22 protein-coding genes and 1 pseudogene are annotated in these 24,082 nt (G+C 64.7%); 8 read left to right on the top strand and 15 right to left on the bottom strand.

Annotated elements, in window-relative coordinates:
* Positions 1-418: pseudogene (locus XI03_RS05685) on the bottom strand (alanine dehydrogenase); the annotation flags it as partial.
* Positions 419-564: 146 nt separating this feature from the next.
* Between XI03_RS05685 and XI03_RS05680 the strand changes: the two are divergent.
* The 3 genes from XI03_RS05680 (at position 565) to XI03_RS05670 (ending at position 4,062) form a co-directional block, all read left to right on the top strand.
* Positions 565-1,044 carry an Lrp/AsnC family transcriptional regulator gene (locus XI03_RS05680; RefSeq protein WP_028142380.1) on the top strand — a complete coding sequence of 160 codons (480 nt, stop codon included), beginning with the start codon at positions 565-567 and terminating at the stop codon, positions 1,042-1,044.
* A gap of 81 nt (positions 1,045-1,125) precedes the next feature.
* Positions 1,126-3,480 carry an Orn/Lys/Arg decarboxylase N-terminal domain-containing protein gene (locus XI03_RS05675; protein WP_271591581.1) on the top strand — a complete coding sequence of 785 codons (2,355 nt, stop codon included), beginning with the start codon at positions 1,126-1,128 and terminating at the stop codon, positions 3,478-3,480.
* A 6-nt stretch (positions 3,481-3,486) separates the two neighbouring features.
* Entirely contained in the window at positions 3,487-4,062 is a 576-nt protein-coding gene (locus XI03_RS05670; RefSeq protein WP_028142378.1) for a GNAT family N-acetyltransferase, read from the top strand.
* Positions 4,063-4,065: 3 nt separating this feature from the next.
* Here XI03_RS05670 and XI03_RS05665 read toward each other — a convergent pair whose 3' ends face one another.
* From XI03_RS05665 to XI03_RS05655, 3 genes are all read right to left on the bottom strand, one after another.
* Positions 4,066-4,278: a hypothetical protein gene (locus XI03_RS05665; RefSeq protein WP_018315882.1), complete on the bottom strand. Its 213-nt coding sequence runs from the start codon at positions 4,276-4,278 to the stop codon at positions 4,066-4,068.
* Positions 4,279-4,399: 121 nt separating this feature from the next.
* A complete protein-coding gene (locus XI03_RS05660; RefSeq protein WP_028142377.1) occupies positions 4,400-4,849 on the bottom strand; it encodes a flagellar basal body rod protein FlgC in 450 nt (149 codons plus the stop codon).
* 113 nt (positions 4,850-4,962) lie between these two features.
* On the bottom strand, positions 4,963-6,012 hold the full coding sequence (locus tag XI03_RS05655; protein WP_271591580.1) for a hydroxyacid dehydrogenase: 1,050 nt from the start codon (positions 6,010-6,012) through the stop codon (positions 4,963-4,965).
* Positions 6,013-6,264: 252 nt separating this feature from the next.
* Between XI03_RS05655 and XI03_RS05650 the strand changes: the two genes are divergently transcribed.
* From XI03_RS05650 to XI03_RS05640, 3 genes are all read left to right on the top strand, one after another.
* Positions 6,265-6,825: a thiamine pyrophosphate-binding protein gene (locus XI03_RS05650; RefSeq protein WP_028142375.1), complete on the top strand. Its 561-nt coding sequence runs from the start codon at positions 6,265-6,267 to the stop codon at positions 6,823-6,825.
* An 8-nt stretch (positions 6,826-6,833) separates the two neighbouring features.
* Complete coding sequence (locus XI03_RS05645) at positions 6,834-7,430, top strand: thiamine pyrophosphate-dependent enzyme (RefSeq protein ID WP_028142374.1); 597 nt, start codon at positions 6,834-6,836, stop codon at positions 7,428-7,430.
* 77 nt (positions 7,431-7,507) lie between these two features.
* A complete protein-coding gene (locus XI03_RS05640) occupies positions 7,508-7,885 on the top strand; it encodes a VanZ family protein (protein ID WP_271591579.1) in 378 nt (125 codons plus the stop codon).
* Between the two features lie 45 nt (positions 7,886-7,930).
* Here the strand turns inward: XI03_RS05640 and XI03_RS05635 are convergent, their stop codons facing one another.
* The 11 genes from XI03_RS05635 to XI03_RS05585 all read right to left on the bottom strand — a co-directional run bounded on the left by XI03_RS05635 (position 7,931) and on the right by XI03_RS05585 (position 21,227).
* The gene (locus XI03_RS05635) at positions 7,931-8,314 is read right to left on the bottom strand and encodes a DUF1236 domain-containing protein (protein WP_018315876.1); all 384 of its coding nucleotides are present in this window, start codon (positions 8,312-8,314) and stop codon (positions 7,931-7,933) included.
* A 115-nt stretch (positions 8,315-8,429) separates the two neighbouring features.
* Positions 8,430-9,317 carry a 2-hydroxy-3-oxopropionate reductase gene (locus tag XI03_RS05630; RefSeq protein ID WP_038970578.1) on the bottom strand — a complete coding sequence of 296 codons (888 nt, stop codon included), beginning with the start codon at positions 9,315-9,317 and terminating at the stop codon, positions 8,430-8,432.
* 212 nt (positions 9,318-9,529) lie between these two features.
* Complete coding sequence (gene hyi, locus XI03_RS05625; protein WP_038947129.1) at positions 9,530-10,315, bottom strand: hydroxypyruvate isomerase; 786 nt, start codon at positions 10,313-10,315, stop codon at positions 9,530-9,532.
* A gap of 14 nt (positions 10,316-10,329) precedes the next feature.
* The gene (gene gcl / locus XI03_RS05620) at positions 10,330-12,120 is read right to left on the bottom strand and encodes a glyoxylate carboligase (protein ID WP_038974256.1); all 1,791 of its coding nucleotides are present in this window, start codon (positions 12,118-12,120) and stop codon (positions 10,330-10,332) included.
* A 152-nt stretch (positions 12,121-12,272) separates the two neighbouring features.
* Positions 12,273-14,075 carry an adenine deaminase gene (locus XI03_RS05615; RefSeq protein ID WP_271591578.1) on the bottom strand — a complete coding sequence of 601 codons (1,803 nt, stop codon included), beginning with the start codon at positions 14,073-14,075 and terminating at the stop codon, positions 12,273-12,275.
* 85 nt (positions 14,076-14,160) lie between these two features.
* On the bottom strand, positions 14,161-14,961 hold the full coding sequence (locus tag XI03_RS05610) for an NYN domain-containing protein (RefSeq protein ID WP_028143048.1): 801 nt from the start codon (positions 14,959-14,961) through the stop codon (positions 14,161-14,163).
* A 53-nt stretch (positions 14,962-15,014) separates the two neighbouring features.
* The gene (locus XI03_RS05605) at positions 15,015-16,514 is read right to left on the bottom strand and encodes a tripartite tricarboxylate transporter permease (RefSeq protein ID WP_028143047.1); all 1,500 of its coding nucleotides are present in this window, start codon (positions 16,512-16,514) and stop codon (positions 15,015-15,017) included.
* Positions 16,514-16,999 (bottom strand): tripartite tricarboxylate transporter TctB family protein, encoded by a 486-nt coding sequence (locus XI03_RS05600; protein WP_271591577.1) that lies wholly within the window; start codon positions 16,997-16,999, stop codon positions 16,514-16,516. Before XI03_RS05600 ends, XI03_RS05605 begins: the two co-directional genes overlap by 1 nt.
* Positions 16,996-17,964: a Bug family tripartite tricarboxylate transporter substrate binding protein gene (locus XI03_RS05595; RefSeq protein WP_038970603.1), complete on the bottom strand. Its 969-nt coding sequence runs from the start codon at positions 17,962-17,964 to the stop codon at positions 16,996-16,998. The genes XI03_RS05600 and XI03_RS05595 overlap by 4 nt, the downstream gene beginning before the upstream one ends.
* 106 nt (positions 17,965-18,070) lie before the next feature.
* A complete protein-coding gene (locus XI03_RS05590) occupies positions 18,071-18,910 on the bottom strand; it encodes an IclR family transcriptional regulator (RefSeq protein WP_271591576.1) in 840 nt (279 codons plus the stop codon).
* 187 nt (positions 18,911-19,097) lie between these two features.
* Complete coding sequence (locus XI03_RS05585; RefSeq protein ID WP_095426484.1) at positions 19,098-21,227, bottom strand: acetate--CoA ligase family protein; 2,130 nt, start codon at positions 21,225-21,227, stop codon at positions 19,098-19,100.
* 351 nt (positions 21,228-21,578) lie between these two features.
* Here XI03_RS05585 and XI03_RS05580 point away from each other — a divergent pair, with 351 nt between their 5' ends.
* Positions 21,579-22,274, top strand: a complete 696-nt coding sequence (locus tag XI03_RS05580; RefSeq protein ID WP_161966556.1) for a GntR family transcriptional regulator — start codon at positions 21,579-21,581, stop codon at positions 22,272-22,274.
* Between the two features lie 66 nt (positions 22,275-22,340).
* Complete coding sequence (oxc, locus tag XI03_RS05575; protein WP_028143042.1) at positions 22,341-24,074, top strand: oxalyl-CoA decarboxylase; 1,734 nt, start codon at positions 22,341-22,343, stop codon at positions 24,072-24,074.
* Positions 24,075-24,082: the final 8 nt, after the last annotated feature.

Raw genomic sequence — 24,082 nt, 5'->3', positions numbered from 1 at the left:
GGCGGCCGGCGACTTCGCTCATCGGGGCGAGCAGCGGGAGGTAACCGTTCGCGTCCGTGACGGTTTCATAGGCGATCGCGGTGCAGCCGGAGGCAAGCAGGCCCTTGGCCTGCTCCGGATCCGGCGCAAGATGAAGATAAGTGAACAGGATCTGGCCTTCTCGGAGCTGGACCCACTCGCTCTTCTGCGGTTCCTTCACCTTCACGATCATGTCGGACTTGGCAAAGATATCGCGGGCGCTCTCGGCGATGGTGGCCCCTGCCCGCCGATACACCTCGTCGGGCGCGCCGATGCCGCCGCCGGCGCCGGTCTCGACCGTGACCTGGTGTCCGGCCGCGACATATTCGCGGACCGCGCCCGGGGTGAGCCCGACGCGATATTCCTGCACCTTGATCTCCTTGGGCACACCGACGCGCATCTTTTGGGCTCCTTTGCCAACGCCTTGATTCGGTTCCCTCATCGTAGCGACGGGGCCGGTTTGGTTTCGTGCAAATATCCGCTAGTTTCGGCAGGCCCGCGCCGGTTTCCGGCGCCAAGCTGCCCTTTCACGCTGGAAACGAAACATTGGCCCTCGACCGGAAAGACCTCGCGATCCTCGCGGAACTCACGACCAATGCACGTGCCAGCCACACCGAGCTTGCCAACAAGGTAGGGCTCTCCAGCACGGCGCTGGCCCGGCGGCAGAAGGCACTGGAGGACGAGGGCTACATCCAGGCCTACCAGGCCGCACTCGATCTGGCCCAGTTCGGCCTCACCACCACCGTGCTGGTTCGCATCGCGCTGGAGAGCCAGAGCGACGACGCATTGAAGGCGTTCGAGGCCGAGGTGGTGAAATGCCCTTCCGTCGTGCGCTGCTTCCTGATGTCGGGAACCGACGACTACATCCTGATCGTGCTCGCACGCGACATTCAGGATTTCGAGCGCATCCACCGCACCGAGCTGTCCCGCCTGCCGCGCGTCGCACGCGTGCAATCGAGCTTTGCCCTACGCGACATCGTCAACCGTGCGGTGCCGACCGTGGTGTTCGGCGAAGCGAAGCGGTAGCCGGGGCCATCCCGCTCCACTGTCATAGAACTGTCATCGAATGTGCCGAGAGCTGTGCTTCTCGCACATTCGGGACAGACCATGGATTATTTCAAGCGCTTCAACTTCCTGTTCGCCGCACCAGTATTCGACGCCGACGATCTCGAAGGCGTCCGCTTCAACCAGATCATCGAGGAGATCCAGCGCTCCGGCTTCGAGGTGGTCCGGGCGCGCAAACTAGAAGATGCCGAGATGGCGGTGCAGACCGATGCCGCGATCGGGTGCATGGTGGTGGACTGGGGCAAGAAGGGCCTGGAGGGCAAGACCTCGGCGCTGATCAACCTGATGCGCCGCCGCGGCCTCGATTTCCCGATTATCCTGCTGATCCGGCGCAAGCGCTTCGAGGACCTGCCGGTCGAGGTGCTCGATTTCATCGACGGCTACGTCTTCCTGTCCGAGGAGACGCCGACCTTCATCGCCAAGAATCTGATCAGCCGGCTCAAACAATATGCCGAGACGCTGAAGACGCCGTTCTTCGGCGCCCTGGTCGACTATGCCGAGGAAGGCAACCAGCTCTGGACCTGCCCGGGGCATAATGGCGGCGTATTCTACAACCGCAGCCCGATCGGCCGGGTCTTCGTCGAGCATCTCGGCGAATCCGTGTTCCGCGACGACCTCGACAATTCCGTGCTCGATCTCGGCGACCTCCTCACCCATGAAGGGCCGGCGCTGAAGGCGCAGAAGGAAGCCGCGCAGATTTTTGGCGCGGAGAAGACCTATTTCGTGCTCAACGGCACCTCAACCTCGAACAAGGTCGCGCTCGGCGCCCTCGTTACCGACGGCGACCTCGTGCTGTTCGACCGCAACAATCACAAGGCCGCCCATCACGGCGCGCTGATGATCAACGGCGGCGTCCCGGTTTACGTGCCGACCATCCGCAACGCCTGGGGCCTGATCGGACCGATGCGCTGGGACGTGCTGGACGAGAAAACCTTGCGCGAGGCGATCCGCAATCACCCGCTGGTCACGGACAAGGAGGCTTGGCGCAAGGAGCGGCCGTTCCGCGTCGCCGTGGTCGAACAGTGCACCTATGATGGGACGATCCACAGCGCCGAGATGATCCTGAAGCGCGTCGGCCATCTCTGCGAGTACATCCTGTTCGACGAGGCCTGGGCCGGATTCATGAAATTCCACCCGCTCTATGCCGGCCGTTTCGCCATGGGGCTGGCGAACCTTCCGCCGGAAGCACCGGGCATCATCGCGACGCAATCGACCCACAAGCAGCTTGCCAGCTTCTCGCAGGCCTCACAGATCCACATCAAGGACCGCCACATCCGCGGTCAAAAGCGGCGCGTCGAGCACCGCCGCTTCAACGAGAGCTTCATGCAGCACGCCTCCACGTCACCCTTCTATCCGCTGTTCGCCTCGCTCGACGTCGGCGCCCAGATGATGAAGGGCCGCTCAGGCGAAGTGCTGTGGGACGACACGATCCGCCTCGGCATCGAGCTGCGCAAGAAGATCCGAGCGATGCGCAGGGAGTTCGAAGAGAAGGAGCAGAACGCCGATCGGCGCTGGTTCTTCGAACCTTTTGTTCCCGACCGCGTCGCCATTCCCGATGTCGGCCGCCCCGGCGCCGTCCACAACGTCGCCTGGGAAACCCTCTCAACCGATGAGCTCGCCACCAATCCCGCGCTGTGGCAGCTCTCTCCCGATACCAACTGGCACGGCTTCCCCGGCATGGCCGAGGGGTTTGCCATGACAGATCCGAACAAGCTGACGCTGCTCACCCCCGGCTTCGACCGCTCAGGTGCCTATGCCGAGCACGGCATCCCCGCACCCGTTGTGGCGCAATATCTGCGCGAGAACCGCATCGTTCCCGAGAAGAACGACCTCAACTCCCTGCTCTTCCTGCTCACCCCCGGCGTCGAGGCGAGCAAGGCCGGCACGCTGATCTCCGGCCTGGTCGCCTTCAAGAAGCTGCACGATGACAATGCGCTGCTGTCCGACGTCATTCCGGAGTTCTACCAGCGGCGGCAGGCGCGCTACGCCGGCGTGCGCTTACGCGATCTCTGCGGCGAGATGCACCGGTTCTTCCGCACCGCCGACGTCAGCGCGCTTCAGGCCCGGCAGTTCATGCCCGAGCACATGCCTGAGATCGCGATGTCGCCTCGCGATGCTGCCCGCTATCTGTTCAAGAACGATGTCGACTACCTGCCGATCGAGGCCATCGCTGGCCGCATCGCGACCACGCCCTTCGTGGTCTATCCGCCAGGCATCGCCACCATCGTGCCCGGCGAGCGGTTGACCGAGCGGGCCAAGCCCATGGTGGATTATCTCAAGATGTTCGAAACCTGCTTCAACACGTTTCCGGGCTTCGACGTCGAGATCCAGGGCGTCTACAAGGAGATCGATGCCCAGGGGCGCATCGGGCTCTATACTTACGTCGTTGCCGAGTAGGTGCGAATGAACGAAACAGCTGCGCGCGCGAGCGACGAAGCCGTCCTGGTCAGGCCGTCACGCGACAGCGATGTCGAGGCAATGTTGGCGATCTACCGCCATCACGTCCGCAACGGCGTGGCGCGCGACATCGAGGGAACCGGCGCGCCCGAGCCGGACGATTTGCGCGACCGGCGCAAGAACCTCAAGCAGACCCGCCTGCCGCATCTGGTCGCAACCTTTCGCGGCGAGGTGGTCGGCTATGCCTATGCGGTGCTGTTCCGCAAGCGCCCGGCCTATCGCTACACGGCCAAGCATTCGATCTACGTCCACCACGAGCAACTCGGCCGCGGCGTCGGACGGTTGCTGCTGCAGGAATTGATCGATGCTTGTGCGGCGGCCGGCTTCCGCCAGATGATCGGCTATATCGACGCCGACAACGCGCCTTCGCTGGCGCTGCACGAGAAGTTCGGCTTCGCGCGCGCCGGCCTGCTTTGCGGCGTAGCCTATCGCCACGGCCGCTGGTCCGACACTGTCATGGTGCAGCGATCGCTCGGCGCGGGGACCACGGCGCCCCCGCCCGTCACGGCGCCGGGCCGGTAGACCTCAGGACGGAAAGTCGGCCGCTCGCACATGGATGCGGTCGGCATGCAGCGACCAGTGATGCAGGGCCTGGTCCTTGCAGAACCTGGCCTTCGCCCGCTCCCTGGCCTCGTCCTCGTCGGAGGCGTCGATTTCCAGCGTACCCTGGCAAATCTCGCTCTGCCGGCCGTACTCGCCGAGCACATCCTTCATGAACTTGACGACATAGGTTGACATGGGACCTCCCTGCTGCCCCGGCCGCACTCTAGTCCCATTTAAGCCGGACCGGGGAAGGAGATTTTGACGCGGATCAAAGGCCGGCAAGGTTCCCGCCGCCCATCCCGGCGGCAGTCCGCCCTCATGTGGTTATATCGAGGAGCGACTCTGTCGTTTCCGCGTAAGCCTGAATGACTTTCGCATTGGCAATGAAGCTGTACTTGGCGGCCGCCAGCTGAACGAATTCGCTGGCGATATCGACATTCGGCGCTGCGACCAGCCCATCCTGGTTTGCGAAGGAAGCGCTTGGGTCTGATTGCGCGGTATAGCTCGGCGATACCGTCGACACCTTTGCGGTCGTGCCGCCCGGCGTCGAGCCGCTCGATTGGTCGACCTGATCGACGCGCAATGGCACGTAAGCCGCGGGAAACGTCGGAGCAATGCCCGGACTGCCTGTAACGGCCGACGGGCTCGACCCGCCCGAGGTCGGCAGCGGGCCGGTCGTTCGAACATTGGCGATGTTGCTCGCGGCCACGTTCACGCGCAAACTCGCCGCGGAAAGTCCGGATGTCGCAATCGAGAAGATGCTCATGGGCTTTCAACTACAGGACAAGTGATACGCGTTCACTTACCCGCTCGATAAGATGCGACGCTTTGCCTTTCCGTCGTGGTAACCAATGATCGGAGCGCTGACCCTTCGCGCCCCTACCCCGGCGTCACGCCAAAAGCCTGCTTGAAGCGCTCCGCATAACGCGGCCAGACCTCGGGATTGATGATGCGTGGCGGGCGCTTGCCGTCGAGCGTGTCCAGCACCTGCTCGGCCGCGATCCGGCCCATGTTCTGCCGCGCCTCGATCGTGACGCCCGCGGTATGAGGGCTTGCCAGCACGTTGTCGAACTGGAGCAGCGGATGCTCCGGCGGCGGCGGCTCCTTGGACCAGACGTCGAGGCCGGCACCGGCGATGCGCTTGTCGCGCAGGGCCTGGAGCAGCGCATCCTCGTCATGGATGAAGCCGCGCGCCGTGGTGATGAAATACGCATGCGGCTGCATCAGCCCGAACTCGCGCGTGCTGATCATGTTGCGGCTGCCCTTGTCGAGCGGACAGGAGATCGAAACGAAATCGGCGCGGCGCAACAGCTCGTCGAGCTCGACCTTCTCGCCGCCCCGCTCCGCCATCACCTCGGCCGAGAGATACGGGTCATAGGCCAGCACCTTCATGCCGAGCAGGCCCTTGCACAGTGCGGCGATGCGGCGGCCGACATTGCCGAGGCCGATGATGCCGACGGTCTTGTGCTCGACCTCGTTGCCGACGAGGTCGTTGCGGTTGACGTCGCGCTCGCGGCGCAGGCGGCGGTCGGACTGGATGATGCGCTTGGACAAGGTCAGCATCATCGCCAGCGCGTGCTCGGCGACGGAATGGGCATTGCCGCCGGACTGGTTGACGACGAGCACGCCCGCATCCGTGCAGGCTTCGACATCGACAGGGTCGAAGCCCGCGCCATTGCTGGAGACCAGCAGCAGGTTCGGCGTGCGCTTCAGGAAGGTGGCATCGACATGGAAATGAGGGGCGAGTTCGTCCCGGGCGGCGCCGATCTGGTAGACATGCGCCGCGCTCAGGATCGGCGCGTAGACATCTTCGGGGCTCTCGTTCTCGATACGATCGAGCCGGACGTCGGACCGCGCCTTCAGGATGTCGACATAGATCGGATTGGCCAAATAATTGGAGTAGAAGACGCGCTTGCTGTTGACGGACATCAGGACCCTTCCGGCTCTCCAGGGAGATCCGCAAGGTCGGCGCGATGCGCGCCCGTCCGTGCCCCCTCCCGTTTTCTCGTTGCCGCCGCTTATGACATGGCGGTGCCGACTACGACAGGCCGTTCAGCGCAGATCACGGTGCGGCCCGGACATGTTGACAATCCCGCCCGCTCCGTCAAGTTCGGCCGGTCGCGCGACGGAAAGAACCAAGAAGCATGCGCGGCCCAAGAAAATACGCCAAGGGAGAACGCAATGGCGATTGCGGAACAGCAGACTCAGGCGGGACAGGCGTCCAGCGACGGGAGCTGGCACGGCATCGTCCTGCAAACCCTGAAGCGGAACGAGATCAGCCTCATCCCTTACGTGCCCGACCGGGTGCTGACGCCCCTGATCAAGAACCTGCATGCCGATCCCTTCTTCACCACCTTCGCCACTGCCCGCGAGGAGGAAGCCGTCGGCATCGTCTCAGGCGCCTGGATGGGTGGGCGGCGCGGCGCAGTCCTGATGCAGACCTCCGGCTTTGCCACGCTCGCCAACGTGCTCGCCTCGCTCGCAGTGCCCTACCAGATCCCGCTGATCATGTTCGTGTCGGAGCGCGGCACGCTCGGCGAGTTCAATTACGGGCAATCGCTGGTCTGCCGCACCATGCGCCCGGTGCTGGATTCGCTGGCGCTGGAGCACCACACCATCACCCGGCTCGACGAGCTCGAATTCATCACCGACCGCTCGATCAAGCAGGCCGTCACGACACAGGCGCCGGTGGCGCTGATCCTCAACCCGCTGCTGACAGGCGGCAAGGTTTTCGACAAGTGAGCGCCACCATGAACACTGGCAACACCAAGGTGATGAACCGGTTCGATGTGACCTCGCGCCTGATCGGAAAGCTCGAGCACGAGGAAGCCGTGATCGGCGGCATCGGCAACACCAATTTCGACCTCTGGGCCGCCGGCCATCGTCCGCAGAATTTCTACATGCTGGGCAGCATGGGCCTCGCCTTCCCGATCGCGCTCGGCGTGGCGCTGGCGCAGCCCGACCGACGCGTCTTCGCGCTCGAAGGCGACGGCTCGCTGTTGATGCAGCTCGGCGCGCTCTCGACGATCGCGACGTTGAAGCCGAAAAACCTCATCATGATCGTGATGGACAACGGCATCTATCAGATTACCGGCGCACAGCCGACGCCAGCGGCAAGCGTCGCGGACATCGTTGCCATCGCCGCAGGCTCCGGCCTCGCCAACAGCGCCTGGGCTGCGGACGAGGAGGATTTCGAGCGCCTGGTCGATGCGGCGATGTCCGCCGCTGAGCCGAGCCTGATCGCCGTCCGTATCGACGACAAGCCCGGCGTCGGCACCACAAGGCGCGATCCCGTACAAATCCGGGAGCGCTTCATGCACGGGCTCGGCGTGCGCGAGCCGCTTTAACATTTTGTCATTAACTACACAGCGATCTGATGGAGGGACTGTACCGGTCCGCTGCCAATCTGTGCTAAGCGAACCGGATGTCCATTTTGATACGTTCATTTGCCTGGCTGCTCGCGGCCGCCGTTACTTTCGCCACCCTCGGTCCCCCCGGCCTGCGGCCCCATTCCGACCTCGGTCAGGACGGCGAACATGCGCTCGCCTTCATCCTGGTGGGACTGGCCTTCGGCCTCGCCTATCCGCGGCGGCGCCTGCCGGGCGCAGGAGCCGCGGTCGTCCTGATTGGCGTGCTCGAGCTGATGCAATTTTGGGCACCCGGACGCCACGCCCGGCTGGAGGACTTTCTGGTCGACGCGCTCACGGCCTGCTTCGGCTTTGCGCTCGCGGCGGTCACCGATTGGGCTATGACACGCTTTCGCGCAAGCCCTTCTGCAGCGAGCGAAGGCCCCGCGGAGTAAGACTCCGCAGGGCCCTTTTCTCACCACACCTGTGGTCGGCTGGGATCAGTCGATGATCTTGACCACCCGACGCGTGCGCGGCTCGACGATCACGCGGCGATCGTTCACGACCGCATAGCGATACTCGGTGTAGTTCGGTACGGGGCGGAGCACCACGGTCGGCGGCAGCGGCTCGCCTACCACGACGCGCTCCTCGACCACGACGGAATCGCTGCGAGGAATTCCGCCGAGGACCGCATTCGGAATCTCGAGGCCGGCGCCGACGGCCGCACCAACGGTGCCGCCAACCATGGCGCCGATCGGTCCGCCAATATCGCCGCCCGCACGCGCGCCGTCCCTGGCGCCTTGTTCGGTCGTCGACTGGGCAAAGGCTGCGCTCGACGCCAGCAGCGACGCTGCAGCCAACGTAATCGCAAGACGGGTTTTCATGTTGATTTGTCTCCAGTGATTGTCCTGCGCCTTCAACCGCGGGGCCGGAGCATTGTTCCGGTTCCCCCGAAGCGAAAGACGCCTCAAAAACTGGAGACTGTTACCGCGTAACAGTTCAGGCTGCGGCGATCTCGTGACCTGCCATCAGTTCCAGTGCCCGCACCATCGCGGAATGATCCCAGCCCTTGCCGCCATGCGCGGTACAGGCCGAGAACAATTGCTGCGCCACTGCCGTGCTCGGCAACGACAGGCCGAGCGTGCGCGCGCCTTCGAGCGCAAGATTGAGATCCTTCTGGTGCAGCTCGATGCGGAAGCCGGGATCGAAATTGCGCTTCACCATGCGCTCGCCATGCACTTCGAGGATGCGCGAGGAGGCAAAGCCGCCCATCAGCGCCTGCCGCACCAGCGCCGGATCGGCCCCGGCTTTCGATGCGAACAACAACGCCTCGCTCACCGCTTCGATCGTGAGCGCGACGATGATCTGGTTGGCGACCTTCGTCGTCTGCCCGTCGCCATTGGCGCCGACGCGGGTGACATTCTTGCCCATCTTGTCGAACACCGGCTTCATGGTGCCAAAGGCCCGCTCCGGCCCGCCGACCATGATGGTGAGGCTCGCCGCCTTGGCGCCGACCTCCCCGCCCGACACCGGCGCGTCGAGATAGTCCGCCCCGAGCGCCTCGATCTTCTTCGCGAACTCCTTCGTCGCCAGCGGCGAGATCGAGCTCATGTCGACGACGATCTTGCCTTTCGAGATGCCGCTCGCAACACCATCCTTGCCGAACAGCACCGCTTCCACATGCGGCGTATCCGGCACCATGATGATGACCGCATCCGCGCCCTCCGCGACTTCCTTGGCCGACTTGCAGGCGATGCCGCCCGCGGAAATCAGCTCAGCCGCAACCGGCGCAACATCGTGCAGGAGAACACGATGGCCAGCGCTAAGGAGATGGCCGGCCATCGGCCGTCCCATGGTGCCAAGTCCGATGAAGCCGATGTTGGTCATGTCTCATTCCTCCAGATTTGGGCCAAGTCGATCCACAAGCTCGGTGCACCTCTCCCGCTTGCGGGGGAGGTCGGCGCGTAGCGCCGGGTGGGGGCTCTATCCGCTTGGGGGCTTTCACCGCATCTCGAGCGAATCTTTTCGCGGAGATACCCCCACCCCAGCCCTCCCCCCGCAAGCGGGAGAGGGAGCGCACCGTCGCTGTGGGTGCATTCTCAGGTCTCGAAGGTCTGCGCGGCGTGCCAGGACAGACCCTCGAGCGTCGTGGTGCGCGGCTTGTATTCGCAGCCGATCCAGCCGCGATAGCCGATCGCATCGAGGTGGCGGAACAGGAAGGGATAATTGATCTCGCCGGTGCCGGGCTCGTGGCGGCCCGGATTGTCGGCGAGCTGGATGTGGGCGATCTGGGGCAGATATTCCTGCATGGTGCGGGCGAGATCGCCCTCCATGATCTGCATGTGATAGATGTCGTACTGGACGAACAGATTGTTCGACCGCACCTCGGAGATCAGCTGTATCGCCTGCTCGGTGCCGTTGAGGAAGAAGCCGGGAATGTCGAGCGTGTTGATCGGCTCGACCAGCAGCTTGATGTTCTCGCGTGCCAGCGTGGAGGCGGCGAAGCGCAAATTTCCCACCAGCGTCTCGTTGAGTTCGCGCGGATCGGCATCGGCAGGCGCAATACCCACGAGGCAGTTGAGCTGCTCGCAATCGAGCGCCTTGGCATAGTCGATGGCGCGAAACACGCCGTCGCGGAATTCGGCGGTGCGATCGGGCAGGATCGCAATGCCGCGCTCGCCCCCGGCCCAGTTTCCGGCCGGCAGATTGTGCAGCACCTGGGTCAGGCCGTGGGCTTCCAGCTGCTCGCGCAGCTGCGCCTTGTCGAAATCATAGGGGAAGAGATACTCGACCCCGGAAAAGCCCGCCGCCTTCGCCGCTGCGAAGCGGTCCAGGAACGGCATCTCGTTGAAGAGCATGGTGAGGTTGGCGGCGAATTTCGGCATGATGAGGTCCTCTCCTATTCCGCCGGCTGCAGCACGCCTGGGCGCGCCCGCTCGACCTCGTCGAGCGGCAGGTCCAGCACCTCCTCGAACTCGACGATGTTGTCGATCTCCGTGCCCATCGCGATGTTGGTGACGCGTTCGAGGATGAACTCGACCACCACGGGCACGCGGTGCTTGGCCATCAATTCGCGCGCGGTCGCGAACGCGGCCTGCGCGTCCTTCGGATCGGTGACGCGGATCGCCTTGCAGCCGAGGCCTTCGGCGACCGCGACGTGGTCGACGCCGTAGACGCCGATCTCGGGCGCGTTGATGTTCTCGAAGGAGAGCTGAACGTGATAGTCCATCTCGAAGCCGCGCTGGGCCTGGCGGATCAAGCCGAGATAGGAATTGTTCACGACGACGTGGATATAGGGCAGATTGAACTGCGCCCCGACCGCGAGCTCCTCGATCAGGAACTGGAAGTCGTAATCGCCGGAGAGCGCGACGATGTCGCGATCCGGGCACGCGGCACGCACGCCGAGCGCGGCGGGCAGTGTCCAGCCGAGCGGCCCCGCCTGACCGGCATTGATCCAGTTGCGTGGGCGATAGACGCCGAGGAACTGCGCGCCGGCGATCTGCGACAGGCCGATCACGGTGACGTAGCAGGTGTCGCGACCAAACGCCTTGGTCATCTCCTCATAGACGCGCTGCGGCTTGATCGGGACGTTGTCGAAATGGCTCTTGCGCAGCATCGTCTTCTTGCGATCGCGGCAGGCCGCGGGCCACGCCTGGCGCTCGCGCAGCTTGCCTGACCGGCGCCACTCCCTGGCGACGGTGACGAACAGCTCGAGCGCAGCCTTCGCGTCCGAGACGATGCCGAGATCGGGATTGAACACGCGCCCGATCTGCGTCGGCTCGATGTCGACATGCACGAAGGTGCGGCCCTTGGTGTAGGTCTCGACCGAGCCGGTGTGGCGGTTGGCCCAGCGGTTGCCGATGCCGAGCACGAAGTCGGATTCGAGCATGGTGGCATTGCCGTAGCGGTGGCTGGTCTGAAGGCCGACCATGCCCGCCATCAGCACGTGATCGTCGGGGATCGCGCCCCACCCCATCAGCGTCGGGACAACAGGCACGTTGGCGATCTCGGCGAATTCGACCAGGAGATCGGAAGCGTCGGCATTGATGATGCCGCCGCCCGCGACGATCAGCGGCCGCTCGGCGGCGTTGAGCATCTCCAGCGCCTTCTCGACCTGCTTGCGCGTCGCTGTGGGCTTGTAAACCGGCAGCGGCTCATAGGTCTCGTCGTCGAACTCGATCTCGGCCAGCTGCACGTCGAGCGGCATGTCGATCAGCACCGGCCCCGGCCGGCCCGAGCGCATGACATGAAACGCCTGGCTGAACACGCGCGGCACCAGCGCCGGCTCGCGCACGGTCACCGCCCATTTCGTCACGGGCTTTGCGATCGACTCGATGTCGACGGCCTGAAAGTCTTCCTTATAGAGCCGCGCGCGCGGCGCCTGCCCGGTAATGCAGAGGATCGGAATGGAATCGGCGATCGCCGAATAGAGCCCGGTGATCATGTCGGTGCCGGCCGGCCCCGAGGTTCCAATGCAGACCCCGATATTGCCGGCCTTCGCCCGCGTATAGCCCTCGGCCATATGCGAGGCGCCCTCGACATGCCGCGCCAGGATGTGCCGGATCGTGCCGCGCTTCTTCAGCGCCGAGTAAAGCGGATTGATCGCGGCCCCGGGAACGCCGAAGGCGGTGGAGATGCCTTCCTTCTCCAGAATTCGCACGGCAGCATCGATAGCTCGCATCTTCGCCATATCGGACCTCGCTCAAGTTGCGTCAGCGAGCGAGATCATCGGGTGCGCAGAAGCCGATCTCAACGAGATCGATTTTATTTTCCACGATGCGGCAGCCGCGGAAAAATAGCGGCGGTCTCAAACGGTTAGATCGAGAGTTGCATGAAAGCGGATCACTCGAACAGCGGCGCCAGTTCCATCTGCGGCACCAGCACCAGGCCCTTGTCGGTGATGCGAATTTCCGGAATGACCGATAGGGGAATCAAATTGAAGCCCATATAGGGGATGGTGCAGCCGGCCTCGGCCCATTCCTTCTTCAGCGCCTTGACCTCTTCGGCCACCTCCGTGACGCGCTTGTCCGAGAGAAGCCCCGCGATCGGCAGCGGAACCAGTGCCTTTACCTTGCCGTCGGCGACGACGCAGACGCCGCCCTGCTGGTCCTTGATGGCCGCGATCGCGACCTGCATATCGGGCTCGTTGGTACCGGCGACGATGATGTTGTGGCTGTCGTGTCCGACGCTGGAGGCGACCGCGCCGCGCTTCAGGCCAAAATCCTTCAGCAGTCCGTAAGCGACATTGCCGGCCGACTTGCCGTGGCGCTCGATGACTGTGACGAAGCACAGGCCGTAACGCGCGAACAGCGACGGCCAGTCCTTTGCTGGCTCGATCGCGACTTTGTCATGGATCAGCGTGATACCCGGAAACGCTGTCTTGATGGCATTGACGGTGCAGGCCTTCGCCGGCAGATCCGGCGTCAGCTTGACCTTCTCCGGCAGCTTCACGGTCGCGTAGGCTGCCTTTGGATATTGATAGCGGTGAGACAGCGCCTGATCGAGCAGCCCGGTGATCTCGCCGTTCTCGACCACGAGCTCGCCGCCATACCAGGTGCATTGTGGCTTGAGCTGGTCGTCCATCAGCACGAGATCGGCGCGGCGGCCGCCGCCGAGGCCACCGATGTCGCCATCCATGCCGAAGCGCGTGGCGCCGTGCAGCGAGCCCATCGACCAGGCCTGCTCCGGCGACATCCCCGCCTTCACGGCCTCGCGCACCACCCAGTCGAGACCGAACATCAGGAGATCGTCAGCGTCGCGGTCGTCGGTGCACACGGCCGTGCGCTTGTGCGAGGCGCCGAGCTCGGTGATGGTGCGGATCGCCTGCGGTAGCGAGTGCCAGGGCGTCGTCGGCGGACCACCGCGCAGGAATATCCAGACGCCGGCATCGAGCAGGTCGTCGGCGATGTCGCGGTCGATCGCCTCATGGGTATCCGTTACGCCGCTGGCCGCATAGGCCGCAACGAATTCGCGGCCGTAGACGTGGCCCGACACCGGACGTCCCCGCTTCAAGGCGGCAGCGAGGATGGCATGGCTGCGCTCGTCGCCCATCGTGACGGGCACGAAATCCATCTTTTCACCGAGCGCCACCGCCTCCGGCCAGCGGTCGAACAGACCGGCGATCTTGTCCGGTGTAAGGTCTCCTCCCGCCGTTTCGAGCTCGGCCGAAGTCGCAGGGACAGTCGACGGCACCGTCAAAAAGATCGAGAGCGGCGCCTCGCGCGCGTCTTCCAGCATCGCCTCCACGCCGGCGACATCCATGACGTTGCCGATCTCGTGGCTGTCGCAGAAGATCGTGGTGGTGCCGTTGAGCAGCGCGGCCTCGGCATAGGCGCAGGCCGTCACCATCGAGGATTCGATGTGGATGTGCGGATCGACCAGCCCGGGCGCGATGACGCCGCCAGCGGCATCGTAGAGCGCGACGTTGGGCCAGATCTTCTTTGCCGCGCCTGATGGCTTCACCGCCGCGATGCGCCCGCCGGTGATCCAGACCTCCCGACCGGGATGGATGCGTTCCGAATAGGTCGAGAGCACCCGCGCGCCGGTAATGACCAGATCTGGCGCGAGACGCGCGGACGCGACATCGGCGAGGCGCCGGGTCATCGCATGCAGCGGGGCGACGTTGAAGCGGGTGAGTTTGGTCATCGGGACCCTCGCGCGGCGTTACGGCCCGGCGATGGTTACGCCCTGCACCAAACCGGGCAAGTGCAAATATGACGGCACGCCCTGCTTACGCCTTGGGCGCCGCACCGCCTGCCGTTCCCGACCTGGCAGATCGGCGCGGGTTCCGCGTTCTCGCCGGCGGCGCCGCAGCGGGTTTGACCCGGATCCGCATCGACCGGCCCTTCGGCTCATCGATCTCGAACGAATTGGTCTTCCGCACCAGGTCGCTCAGCTTGCGGAAGCCGTAGGTCCTCGGATCGAAATCGGAAGCGAGATTGGCGAGCTGCCGTCCGACTTCACCGAGCGCGACCCAGCCGTCCTCACTCTCCATCTGGGTGATGACCTTCTTGATGATGGGCGTGGCGGCATCGGGCGGCTGAAGCGGCGCTGAGCGTGAAGATGCGTCCTGGGCGGTCGCCGTGCCGGCAAGCAGGTTCTCCGTATAGACGAACCGTCGGCAGGCCTGCCTGAAACTTTCGGGCGTCTTCTGCTCGCCGAACCCAAAGACATCGATGCCCTGCTCCCGGATGCGGGCCGCCAGACGGGTAAAGTCGCTGTCGGATGACACCAGGCAGAAGCCGTCGAACCGGCCGCTGTGAAGCAGGTCCATGGCGTCGATGACCAGCGTGATGTCCGACGCGTTCTTGCCCGTCGTATAGGCGAACTGCTGCTGCGGGATGATGGCGTGCTTCGACAGAATGTCGGCCCACCCCCTGGACCGCGCGTTGGAGAAGTCGCCGTAGATACGGCGGACGCTGGCCTCGCCGATCTTGGCGATCTCCTCGAACAGTCCGTCCGCGATTTTTGCCGACGCATTGTCGGCATCGATCAGGACGGCGAGACGGGGCGAACGAAGTTCTGACGGCATGGAATGTCCCCACGAGATGGACGCAGCATCACAAGATGCCAGCGCCGGGATGACTAATCTTCGGTCGCCTTGAACCGGCCCAGCCCCTTCAACACGAAGGGCGCCAGCAGCGCGATCAGTGCCAGCGCCAGCAGCGTCGCCGAGATCGGGCTCTGCAGCAGCGTCATGGGATCGCCGAGGCTGATCGCGAGCGCCCTGCGCAACTGGCTCTCGGCGATCGGGCCGAGGATCAGGCCGACCACGACGGGGGCGATCGGAAAATCGAACCGGCGCATCAAAAAGCCGAGCACGCCGAAACCGGCGAGCATGGACAACTCGACCACCGACGGTTTTGCGGCGATGGTGCCCATGGTCGCGAATACGAGGATGCCGGCATAGAGCCATGGCTGCGGGATAGCAAGCAGCCGCACCCACAGGCCGACCAGCGGCAGATTGAGCACCAATAGCATCACGTTGGCGATGAACAGGCTCGCGATCAGGCCCCACACGAGATCAGGCCGCTCGGCGAACAGCAGCGGTCCCGGGTTGAGGCCGTATTGCTGGAAGCCCGCCAGCATCATCGCGGCCGTCGCCGAGGTCGGCAGTCCCAGCGTCAAGAGCGGCACCAGCGTGCCGGCGGCGGAGGCGTTGTTGGCGGCTTCCGGCCCCGCGACGCCTTCGATCGCGCCCTTGCCGAACTCTTCGGGGTGTTTCGTCAGCCGCTTCTCGGTCGAATAGGACAGGAAGGTCGGGATCTCAGCGCCGCCCGCCGGCAGCGCGCCGATCGGAAAGCCGAACATGGTGCCGCGCAGCCACGGCTTCCACGAACGCTTCCAGTCTTCCTTTGTCATCCACAGCGAGCCGCGCACCGGCTCGAGCTTCTCCTCGCTGTGGTGGCGGCGCGAGGCGACATAGAGCGCCTCACCCACCGCGAACAGGCCGACCGCGAGCGTCGTCACCTCGACGCCGTCGAGCAGTTCAGGAACGCCGAACGCAAGCCGCGCCTGACCGGTCAGCTTGTCGATGCCGACGAGGCCGAGCGTCAGGCCGATGAACAGGCTGGTCAGGCCGCGGATCGGGGAATCGCCGAAGGTCGCCGACACCGTGACGAAGGCGACGCACATCAGCGCGAAGTAATCCTCAGGACCGAAGCGCACGGCGAAATCGACCAGCCACGGCGCGAGGAAGGCCAGACCAATGGTGGCGATGGTGCCGGCGACGAAGGAGCCGATCGCGGATGTCGCAAGCGCCGGCCCGCCGCGGCCGGCCTTGGCCATCTTGTTGCCTTCGAGCGCAGTCGCCATCGAGGCGCTCTCGCCGGGCGTGTTGATCAGGATCGCGGTGGTGGAGCCGCCATACATGCCGCCATAATAGATGCCGGCGAACATGATCAGCGAGCCGCCGGGATCGAGCTTGTAGGTGACCGGCAGCAGCAGCGCGACCGTCAGCGCCGGGCCGATGCCGGGCAGCACGCCCACGGCGGTGCCGAGGAATACACCGATCAGGGCATAGAGCAGGTTCATCGGCTGAATGGCGACGGCCATGCCGTGCGCCAGCGCCGCAAAAGTGTCCATCACAGCAGTCGCTCCAGCGGGCCGGTCGGAAGGCTCAGCGTCAACAACCGGTCGAACGCGAGATAGATCAGGATCGACATCACGAGGGCGATGATGCTGTCGACGAGGATGGCACGGCGGCCGAAGGCGGCCGATGTCGTCACGAACAGCGCCGACGTCGCCAGGATGAAGCCGCCGCCAAAGCCTATGATGGCGATCAGCAGCGCAAGACCGATGAGGATCAGAACCACGGGCACGGGATCGGCTCTCTCGCGCGCCGGCAAATTGCCGCGCAGCGCGTCGATGAAATTGCCGATCGCAAGCAGCGCAAGGCCGCTGGCGATCACGACAGGCATCGCCTCCGGCCCCATGCCGTACATCGCGGTGGATGACAGGCCGCGCGCGTCGAAGACCAGCACCGCGGCGAGGCCTCCGAGCAGTGCAGCGATGACGATACCGGCGCGATCGACGCGCCGCGGCGGCTGGGCCGGATCGCCCGAGGTCATGACTTGACCAGGCCGACCGATTTCAGCACGTCGGTGACCCGCACGGTTTCCTTCTTCAGGAAGTCGGCGAAGGCGTCACCGCCGAGATAGGCGTCTTCCCAGCCCTTCTGCTTGAGGATTTCCTTCCAGGCGTCCGACTTCACCATCTTCTCGACCGCATCGCTCAGGGTTTTGCGCTGCTCCGGCGTGATGCCGGGAGGCGCCACCACCGAGCGCCAGTTGGCGATCACGAGGTCGATGCCTTGCTCCCTAAAGGTCGGGATGTCGCTGCCCTGGATGCGCTTCTCCGAGGTCACGCCGATCGCGCGCAGCTTGCCGGACTTGATCTGCCCTTCATATTCGCTGAGGCCCGAAATGCCCGCGGTGACCTTGCCGCCGAGGATCGCCGCCAGCGACTCGCCGCCGCCGGAGAACGGGATGTAGTTGATCTTCTTGGCATCGGCACCGACCGCGCCGGCGAATAACGCCGCCATCACATGGTCGACGCCGCCGGCCGAGCCGCCGGCGAAAGTCACCTTTGCGATATCGGCCTTCACCGCGGCGGCCAGATCCTGCGCAGTCTTGATCGGCGAATTCGCGGGAACCACGATCACCTGAATTTCCTCGGTGAGGCGCGCGATCGGCGTCACCTGCTCCAGCGTCACCGGCGACTTGTTCATGGCGAGCGCGCCCACCATGACGAAGCCGTTGACCATCATCTGATTGCCGTCGCCCTTGGCGCCGTTGACGAATTGCGCGATGCCGACACTGCCGCCGGCGCCGGGAACGTTGGTGACCTGCACGCTGCGCGCGACGCCCGCGGCCACCAGCGCCTGCTGCATGGAGCGCGCGGTCTGGTCCCAGCCGCCGCCCGGGGCCGCCGGCGCCATCAGCTTGAGCTCGAGCTGCTGGGCAAGGGACGGCGTCGCTGCCGCAAGGGTCAGCGCGACGGCTGCGCCGGCAAGGCGCGCGGAAAATTGAAACATGAGGACGCTCTCCAGGCTCATGCGGACGTTTGCCGCATTGTGTCGTTTGGTCGCATATCAGCCAAAACGGCCGATGCTGTCCAGCGACAGTGCCCGGGTTCCCCAGTTAGCGCGGCGCCGGCATCACCCCGCCGAGCGCGACCGTCAGCTCGCCGGCGACCTCGCGCACGGTTTGGCCGATTTCCGGCAGCCTGTCGTCGGTCAAACGGCTGGTCATGCCTGAGACGGAAATCGCCGCGAGCGGCTCGGCACAGTCGTTGTAGACCACTGCGGCAATACAGCGCAGCCCCATGCTGGCTTCTTCATCGTCGAGGGCAAAACCCTGCTTGCGGATCTTTTCGAGCTCCTTGAACAGGTCGCTCGGCCGCACGATCGACTTCTCGGTCAGCCGGGGCATGCCGTGATGGCGGATGACGGCGCCGACGTCCTCATCGGAATAGGTCGCGAGCACGGCCTTGCCGACGCCGGACGTCACCATGGGGACGCGGCCGCCGACCAGGGTCAGCGAGCGCATGATCTCGCGGCTCTCCATGCGGGTCAGCACGATGATGAACTCGTCGTCGACCACGGCGAGATTGGCGGTCTCGCGGGTGAGATCGCGCAGCTTGCGCAAGTAAGGAATCGCCTGCGCGGAGAAATTGCGCCGTCGCGCAAAGCTGGCACCCACCGTGAAGGCGCGCGAGCCGACATGCCATTTAGATTGCGTGCGGTCGAACTGCACGAAACGGCGGCTCTCCAGCGTCGCCAGCAGGCGGTGCACCGTGGAAGCCGACAGGCCGGTCCGCACCGCGAGATCGCTGAGGCGATAGCCTTCGTCGTCCTCGGCCAGCGTTTCCAGGATCGACAGCGCGCGATCGACCGACTGCACGCCGCCGTCGCGCGTGTCGTTATCGGCCTCCGATGATCGAGGCTCGAGCGATTTGCGCCGGATCACGTTCTTGCTCATCGCGACCTGACAGTTCTCCCTCGCCCCATCTTTTTCCCTCTCCCCGCGTGCGGGGAGAGGGGCAGGGTGAGGGGGAGTCTCCGCAAGGACGGTGACAGTTAGACTCGTGGAGAGTCCCCCTCACCCGAATTCGAGCTTTGCTCGAATTCGACCTCTCCCCGCACACGGGGAGAGGTGAAGTAAACGCTCAGAGCAGCCCTGCCCCGCGCGCCCATTTGTACTTGGCGCCGAGGACCTCGACCGGAAGCTCGGTCGAGTAGGCGTAGGCCGGGATGCCGTTCTGGTAGAGATATTCGGCGGCTTCCTCGACCTCGACGTCGCCCGCGAGCGAGGCGACGATCGGCTTCACGAAGCCTTTCGCCTCCATCTCCTTCTTCACCTCGACCATGTTGCGGGCGAACACCATCGGCGGCGTGACGATGGTGTGCCAGTAGCCGAGGATCAGCGAGTGGATGCGCTCATCGGAGAGGCCGAGCTTCACCGTGTTGACGTAGGTGATCGGAGGCTCGCCGCCGGTGATATCCACAGGATTTCCGGCAGCCCCGAACGGCGGGATGAACTTGCGGAAGGCCGCATCCAGATCCGCCGGCATCGACATCAGCGACAGGCCATTGTCGACGCAGGAGTCCGACAGCAGCACGCCGGAGCCACCCGCACCGGTGATGATCAGCACGTTCTCGCCCTTCGGCGTCGGCAGCACCGGCACGCCGCGGGCGAATTCGAGCAATTGCCGCAGCGAACGAGCGCGGATCACGCCGGACTGCGCCAGGACGTCCTCGTAGATCTTGTCGTTACCGGCGAGCGCGCCGGTATGCGACGAGGCCGCCTTGGCGCCCGCCGAGGTGCGGCCGGCCTTGAGCACGACGACCGGCTTCTTCTTGGAGACGCGCTTGGCGGCTTCCGCGAAGGCGCGGCCGTCCTTGAGGTCCTCGCAATGCTGCGCGATCAGATTGGTGTTCGGGTCCTGCTCGAAGAAGGCGAGCAGATCGTCCTCGTCGATATCGGACTTGTTGCCGAGGCCCACGATCGCCGACACACCCATTTTCGCCGAGCGCGAAAAACCGATGATGGCCATGCCGATGCCGCCCGACTGCGACGACAGCGCCGCGTGGCCCTTGACGTCGTAGGCGGTGCAGAAGGTCGCGCAGAGATTGGCGGGCGTATAATAGAAGCCGTAGATGTTCGGCCCCATCAGGCGGATGTCGTATTTCTTGCCGACCTCGACGATCTCGGCCTGCAGCTCCGGCGCGCCGGCCTCCGCAAAGCCCGACGGAATCAGCACCGCACCGGGGATTTTCTTCTCGCCGCATTCGGTGAGCGCCGCCGCCACGAACTTCGCGGGGATCGCGAACACGGCCGTGTCGATCACGCCCGGCACGTCCTTGACGCTCTTATAGGCCTTGTAGCCGAGGATCTCGGCGGCCTTGGGATGGATCGGATAGATGTCGCCCTTGTAGCCGCCGTTGATGAGGTTCTTCATCACGGAGTTGCCGATCTTGCCGTCCTCGGCGGAGGCACCGACCACGGCGACCGCCTTCGGCTGCATGATGCGGCTCATCGCCGCGACGATCTCCTCGGTCGGGCGCGGCTTCGGCTTCGGCACATAGGCGAAGTCGACGACGATGCGCACGTCGGCGGCGGTCGCGCCCTTCGCCGTCGCGAACACCGGATTGAGGTCGAGCTCGACAATCTCCGGGAAATCGGTGACGAGCTGCGAGACCTTGACGATGACGTCGGCAAGGGCGTTGCGGTTCACCGGCTCGCCGCCGCGCACGCCCTTGAGGATCTCATGCGCCTGGATGCCGTCGAGCATCGAGAGCGCGTCTTCCTTGGTCGCGGGCGCGAGACGGAAGGTGATGTCCTTGAGCACTTCGACCAGCACGCCGCCGAGGCCGAAGGCGACCAGCTTGCCGAACGAACCATCGGTGATCGAGCCGACGATGACCTCGGTGCCGCCGGCCAGCATCTGCTGCACCTGGACGCCGTCGATCTTGGCGTCGGCCTTGTACTTCCTGGCGTTGCCGAGAATGGTCTCGTAGGCCTTTTCGGCATCTTCGGCGGTCTTGAGGCCGACGATGACGCCGCCCGCTTCGGTCTTGTGGAGAATGTCGGGCGAGACGATCTTCATCACCACCGGGAAGCCCATCGACGAGGCCATCTTGCCGGCCTCGCCCGCCGACTTCGCCACGCCCTCCTTCGGCACCGGAATGCCATAGGCGTCGCAGACCAGCTTGCCTTCCGGGGCCGTCAGGCTGGTGCGGTTGTCCGCCTTGACCTGGTCAAGCACCTTGCGGACGGCTTCTTTGGAATTGGACATGTGGCTTCTCCCTTGACCTCAGTTCGTTCTTTTCAAAGCGCGCGCGTGGTTTTGCGGCTGCCCGTGATGCTTGCCATTCGCCGCGCTCTGTTCCATTCCGCGGAACGGAGCGGCATAAGCGCCAGATTACTCCGCCGCCGTGGATCAAAAATGGCTGGCGATGGCATTTGGTATGCCAGAAGCCAACTTGTCAAGCTGCGGCATCGCTTAGAACGCCGCAAAAAATAGCCAGCTTGACATTCTGGCATGTGGTATGCCAAAAACTTTCCCGTTAATAATCCTGTAAAAGACGACTCCCACTGGAGGAGATTCGTCGTGTCACTGCGGAAACCAACCAAGGCGTTGCCGAACATGGCCGAGGCAGATATCGCAATCGTTCGTATTGCCCCGGAGAGCAGCTTCAAGAACAAGGCGTATGACGCCTTGAAGGAAGCCATCCTCAGGATGGACATCTATTCGACGCCCGAGCCGGTGATGCTCGACGAGCGCGCGCTGTCCGAACGTCTGGGTGTCAGCCGCACCCCGATCCGCGAAGCGATCGCGATGCTCGAGCAGGACGGCTTCGTGAAGACGGTGCCGCGCCGCGGCATCATGGTGGTGCGCAGGACCAAGAGCGAGATCGTCGACATGATCCGCGCCTGGGCTGCGCTGGAGAGCATGGCTGCGCGCCTCATCACCACCACCGCGCGCAAGAAGGACATCACGGCGCTGCGTGACTACTTCAAGGATTTCGGCAAGGACCGCCTGCCCGAGGATCACGTCGAGGAATATTCGCGCGCCAACATCGCCTTCCATCAGGCGCTGATCTCGCTGTCGGAATCGCCGGTGCTGGTCGATCTCACCAACGACCTGCTGCTGCACGTGCGCGGCTATCGCCAGCTGACCATCGGACGCAAGGACCGCACTGCGACCTCGCTGCCCGAGCATCTCGGCATGATCGAAGCACTGGAGGCACGCGACACCGAGCTCGCCGAGAAGCGTGCCCGCGACCACACTCTCGGCCTTGCCGCTTACGTCGAAGCGCACGGCCAGGAACTGTTTACGTAACCTAGCAACGTTCACCAGAAGGGCGAACAATTCGCCCCACTATCTGAGACCAGGGAGACAAGGCCCATGCTGAATACCGCGACCAAGTCCGAGGCACCGGGCACCGAGCAGGAGCTGACGGATGGCTTTCATCTCGTCATCGACGCGCTCAAGCTGAACGGCATCAACACCATCTATAATGTGCCGGGCATCCCGATCACGGATTTGGGCCGCATGGCGCAGGCCGAGGGCATCCGCGTGATCTCGTTCCGCCACGAGCAGAACGCCGGTTACGCCGCAGGCATCGCCGGCTACCTCACCAAGAAGCCCGGCGTCTGCCTCACGGTCTCCGCGCCCGGCTTCCTCAACGGTCTCACGGCGCTCGCCCACGCCACCACCAACTGCTACCCGATGATCCTGGTCTCGGGCTCTTCGGAGCGCGAGATCGTCGACCTGCAGCAGGGCGACTACGAAGAGATGGACCAGCTCGCGATTGCCAAGCCCCTGTGCAAGGCGGCCTATCGCGTGCTGCACGCCCAGGACATCGGCATCGGCCTGGCCCGCGCCATCCGCGCTGCGGTCTCGGGCCGCCCGGGCGGCGTCTACCTCGACCTGCCGGCAAAGCTGTTCGGCCAGGTGATGAGCGCCGATGCCGGCCAGAAGTCGCTGGTCAAGGTGATTGATGCTGCGCCCGCGCAGATCCCCTCGCCCGCTTCGGTCAAGCGTGCGCTCGACGTGCTCAAGGGTGCCAAGCGTCCGCTCATCATCCTCGGCAAGGGCGCGGCCTACGCGCAGGCCGACGAAGAGATCAAATCCTTCGTCGAGAAGAGCGGCGTGCCCTTCCTGCCGATGAGCATGGCCAAGGGCCTCCTGCCCGACACCCATCCGCAGTGCGCCGGTGCGGCCCGCTCGACCGTGCTGAAGGAATCCGACGTCGTCATGCTGATCGGCGCGCGGCTGAACTGGCTGCTCTCGCACGGCAAGGGCAAGAGCTGGGGCGAAGCGCCCAAGAAGTTCATCCAGGTCGACATCGAGCCGCGCGAGATGGACTCCAACGTCGAGATCGTCGCGCCCGTCGTCGGCGACATCGGCTCGGTCGTCTCCGCCTTCAACCAGGCGATGGCTTCCGGCTGGACCGCCCCGCCCGCCGAATGGACCAAGGCGATTTCGTCCAAGCGCGAAGAGAACGTCGCCAAGATGGCGCCGAAGCTCATGAACAACAAATCGCCGATGGACTATCACGGCGCGCTCGGCGTGCTGAAGAACGTCATCAAGGAGTACCCCGAGGCGATCCTCGTCAACGAAGGTGCCAACACGCTCGACCTCGCCCGCGGCGTCATCGACATGTACCGGCCGCGCAAGCGTCTCGACGTCGGCACCTGGGGCGTGATGGGCATCGGCATGGGCCAGGCGATTGCCGCCGCGCTCGAGACCGGTCACCCCGTGCTCGCAGTGGAAGGCGACTCGGCGTTCGGCTTCTCCGGCATGGAGGTCGAGACCATCTGCCGCTACAACCTGCCGATCTGCGTCGTCATCTTCAACAATGACGGCATCTATCGCGGCACCGACGTCAACGGCGCCAACGCCGATCCGGCGACGACGGTGTTCGTCAAGGGCGCGCGCTACGACAAGATGATGGAAGCCTTCGGCGGCGTCGGCGTGAATGCGACCTCGCCGGACGAGCTCAAGCGCGCCGTCAACGAAGCCATGAAGTCCGGCAAGCCGACGCTCATCAACGCGGTGATCGATCCGGCCGCGGGCTCGGAGAGCGGCCGCATCGGTAACCTCAACCCGCAGAGCGTTCTGCAGAAGAAGAAGTAAGTCCACCC

Source organism: Bradyrhizobium sp. CCBAU 65884, assembly GCF_028128835.1.
Taxonomy (GTDB): domain Bacteria; phylum Pseudomonadota; class Alphaproteobacteria; order Rhizobiales; family Xanthobacteraceae; genus Bradyrhizobium; species Bradyrhizobium ottawaense.
Note: the sequence above shows the minus strand (reverse complement) of the source record. Positions and strands in the feature narration are given on the sequence as shown.

What these genes read in the sequence shown, in the direction of transcription:
- XI03_RS05645 (WP_028142374.1), top strand. Translation starts at nt 6,834, where the DNA reads ATGAACACTGGCAACACCAAGGTGATGAACCGGTTCGATGTGACCTCG.
- oxc (WP_028143042.1), top strand. Translation starts at nt 22,341, where the DNA reads ATGCTGAATACCGCGACCAAGTCCGAGGCACCGGGCACCGAGCAGGAG.
- XI03_RS05585 (WP_095426484.1), bottom strand. Translation starts at nt 21,227, where the DNA reads ATGTCCAATTCCAAAGAAGCCGTCCGCAAGGTGCTTGACCAGGTCAAG.
- XI03_RS05605 (WP_028143047.1), bottom strand. Translation starts at nt 16,514, where the DNA reads ATGGACACTTTTGCGGCGCTGGCGCACGGCATGGCCGTCGCCATTCAG.
- gcl (WP_038974256.1), bottom strand. Translation starts at nt 12,120, where the DNA reads ATGGCGAAGATGCGAGCTATCGATGCTGCCGTGCGAATTCTGGAGAAG.
- XI03_RS05595 (WP_038970603.1), bottom strand. Translation starts at nt 17,964, where the DNA reads ATGTTTCAATTTTCCGCGCGCCTTGCCGGCGCAGCCGTCGCGCTGACC.
- hyi (WP_038947129.1), bottom strand. Translation starts at nt 10,315, where the DNA reads ATGCCGAAATTCGCCGCCAACCTCACCATGCTCTTCAACGAGATGCCG.
- XI03_RS05590 (WP_271591576.1), bottom strand. Translation starts at nt 18,910, where the DNA reads ATGAGCAAGAACGTGATCCGGCGCAAATCGCTCGAGCCTCGATCATCG.
- XI03_RS05600 (WP_271591577.1), bottom strand. Translation starts at nt 16,999, where the DNA reads ATGACCTCGGGCGATCCGGCCCAGCCGCCGCGGCGCGTCGATCGCGCC.
- XI03_RS05650 (WP_028142375.1), top strand. Translation starts at nt 6,265, where the DNA reads ATGGCGATTGCGGAACAGCAGACTCAGGCGGGACAGGCGTCCAGCGAC.
- XI03_RS05655 (WP_271591580.1), bottom strand. Translation starts at nt 6,012, where the DNA reads ATGTCCGTCAACAGCAAGCGCGTCTTCTACTCCAATTATTTGGCCAAT.
- XI03_RS05665 (WP_018315882.1), bottom strand. Translation starts at nt 4,278, where the DNA reads ATGTCAACCTATGTCGTCAAGTTCATGAAGGATGTGCTCGGCGAGTAC.
- XI03_RS05615 (WP_271591578.1), bottom strand. Translation starts at nt 14,075, where the DNA reads ATGACCAAACTCACCCGCTTCAACGTCGCCCCGCTGCATGCGATGACC.
- XI03_RS05660 (WP_028142377.1), bottom strand. Translation starts at nt 4,849, where the DNA reads ATGAGCATCTTCTCGATTGCGACATCCGGACTTTCCGCGGCGAGTTTG.
- XI03_RS05580 (WP_161966556.1), top strand. Translation starts at nt 21,579, where the DNA reads ATGGCCGAGGCAGATATCGCAATCGTTCGTATTGCCCCGGAGAGCAGC.
- XI03_RS05630 (WP_038970578.1), bottom strand. Translation starts at nt 9,317, where the DNA reads ATGACCAACATCGGCTTCATCGGACTTGGCACCATGGGACGGCCGATG.
- XI03_RS05635 (WP_018315876.1), bottom strand. Translation starts at nt 8,314, where the DNA reads ATGAAAACCCGTCTTGCGATTACGTTGGCTGCAGCGTCGCTGCTGGCG.
- XI03_RS05675 (WP_271591581.1), top strand. Translation starts at nt 1,126, where the DNA reads ATGGATTATTTCAAGCGCTTCAACTTCCTGTTCGCCGCACCAGTATTC.
- XI03_RS05670 (WP_028142378.1), top strand. Translation starts at nt 3,487, where the DNA reads ATGAACGAAACAGCTGCGCGCGCGAGCGACGAAGCCGTCCTGGTCAGG.
- XI03_RS05640 (WP_271591579.1), top strand. Translation starts at nt 7,508, where the DNA reads ATGTCCATTTTGATACGTTCATTTGCCTGGCTGCTCGCGGCCGCCGTT.
- XI03_RS05610 (WP_028143048.1), bottom strand. Translation starts at nt 14,961, where the DNA reads ATGCCGTCAGAACTTCGTTCGCCCCGTCTCGCCGTCCTGATCGATGCC.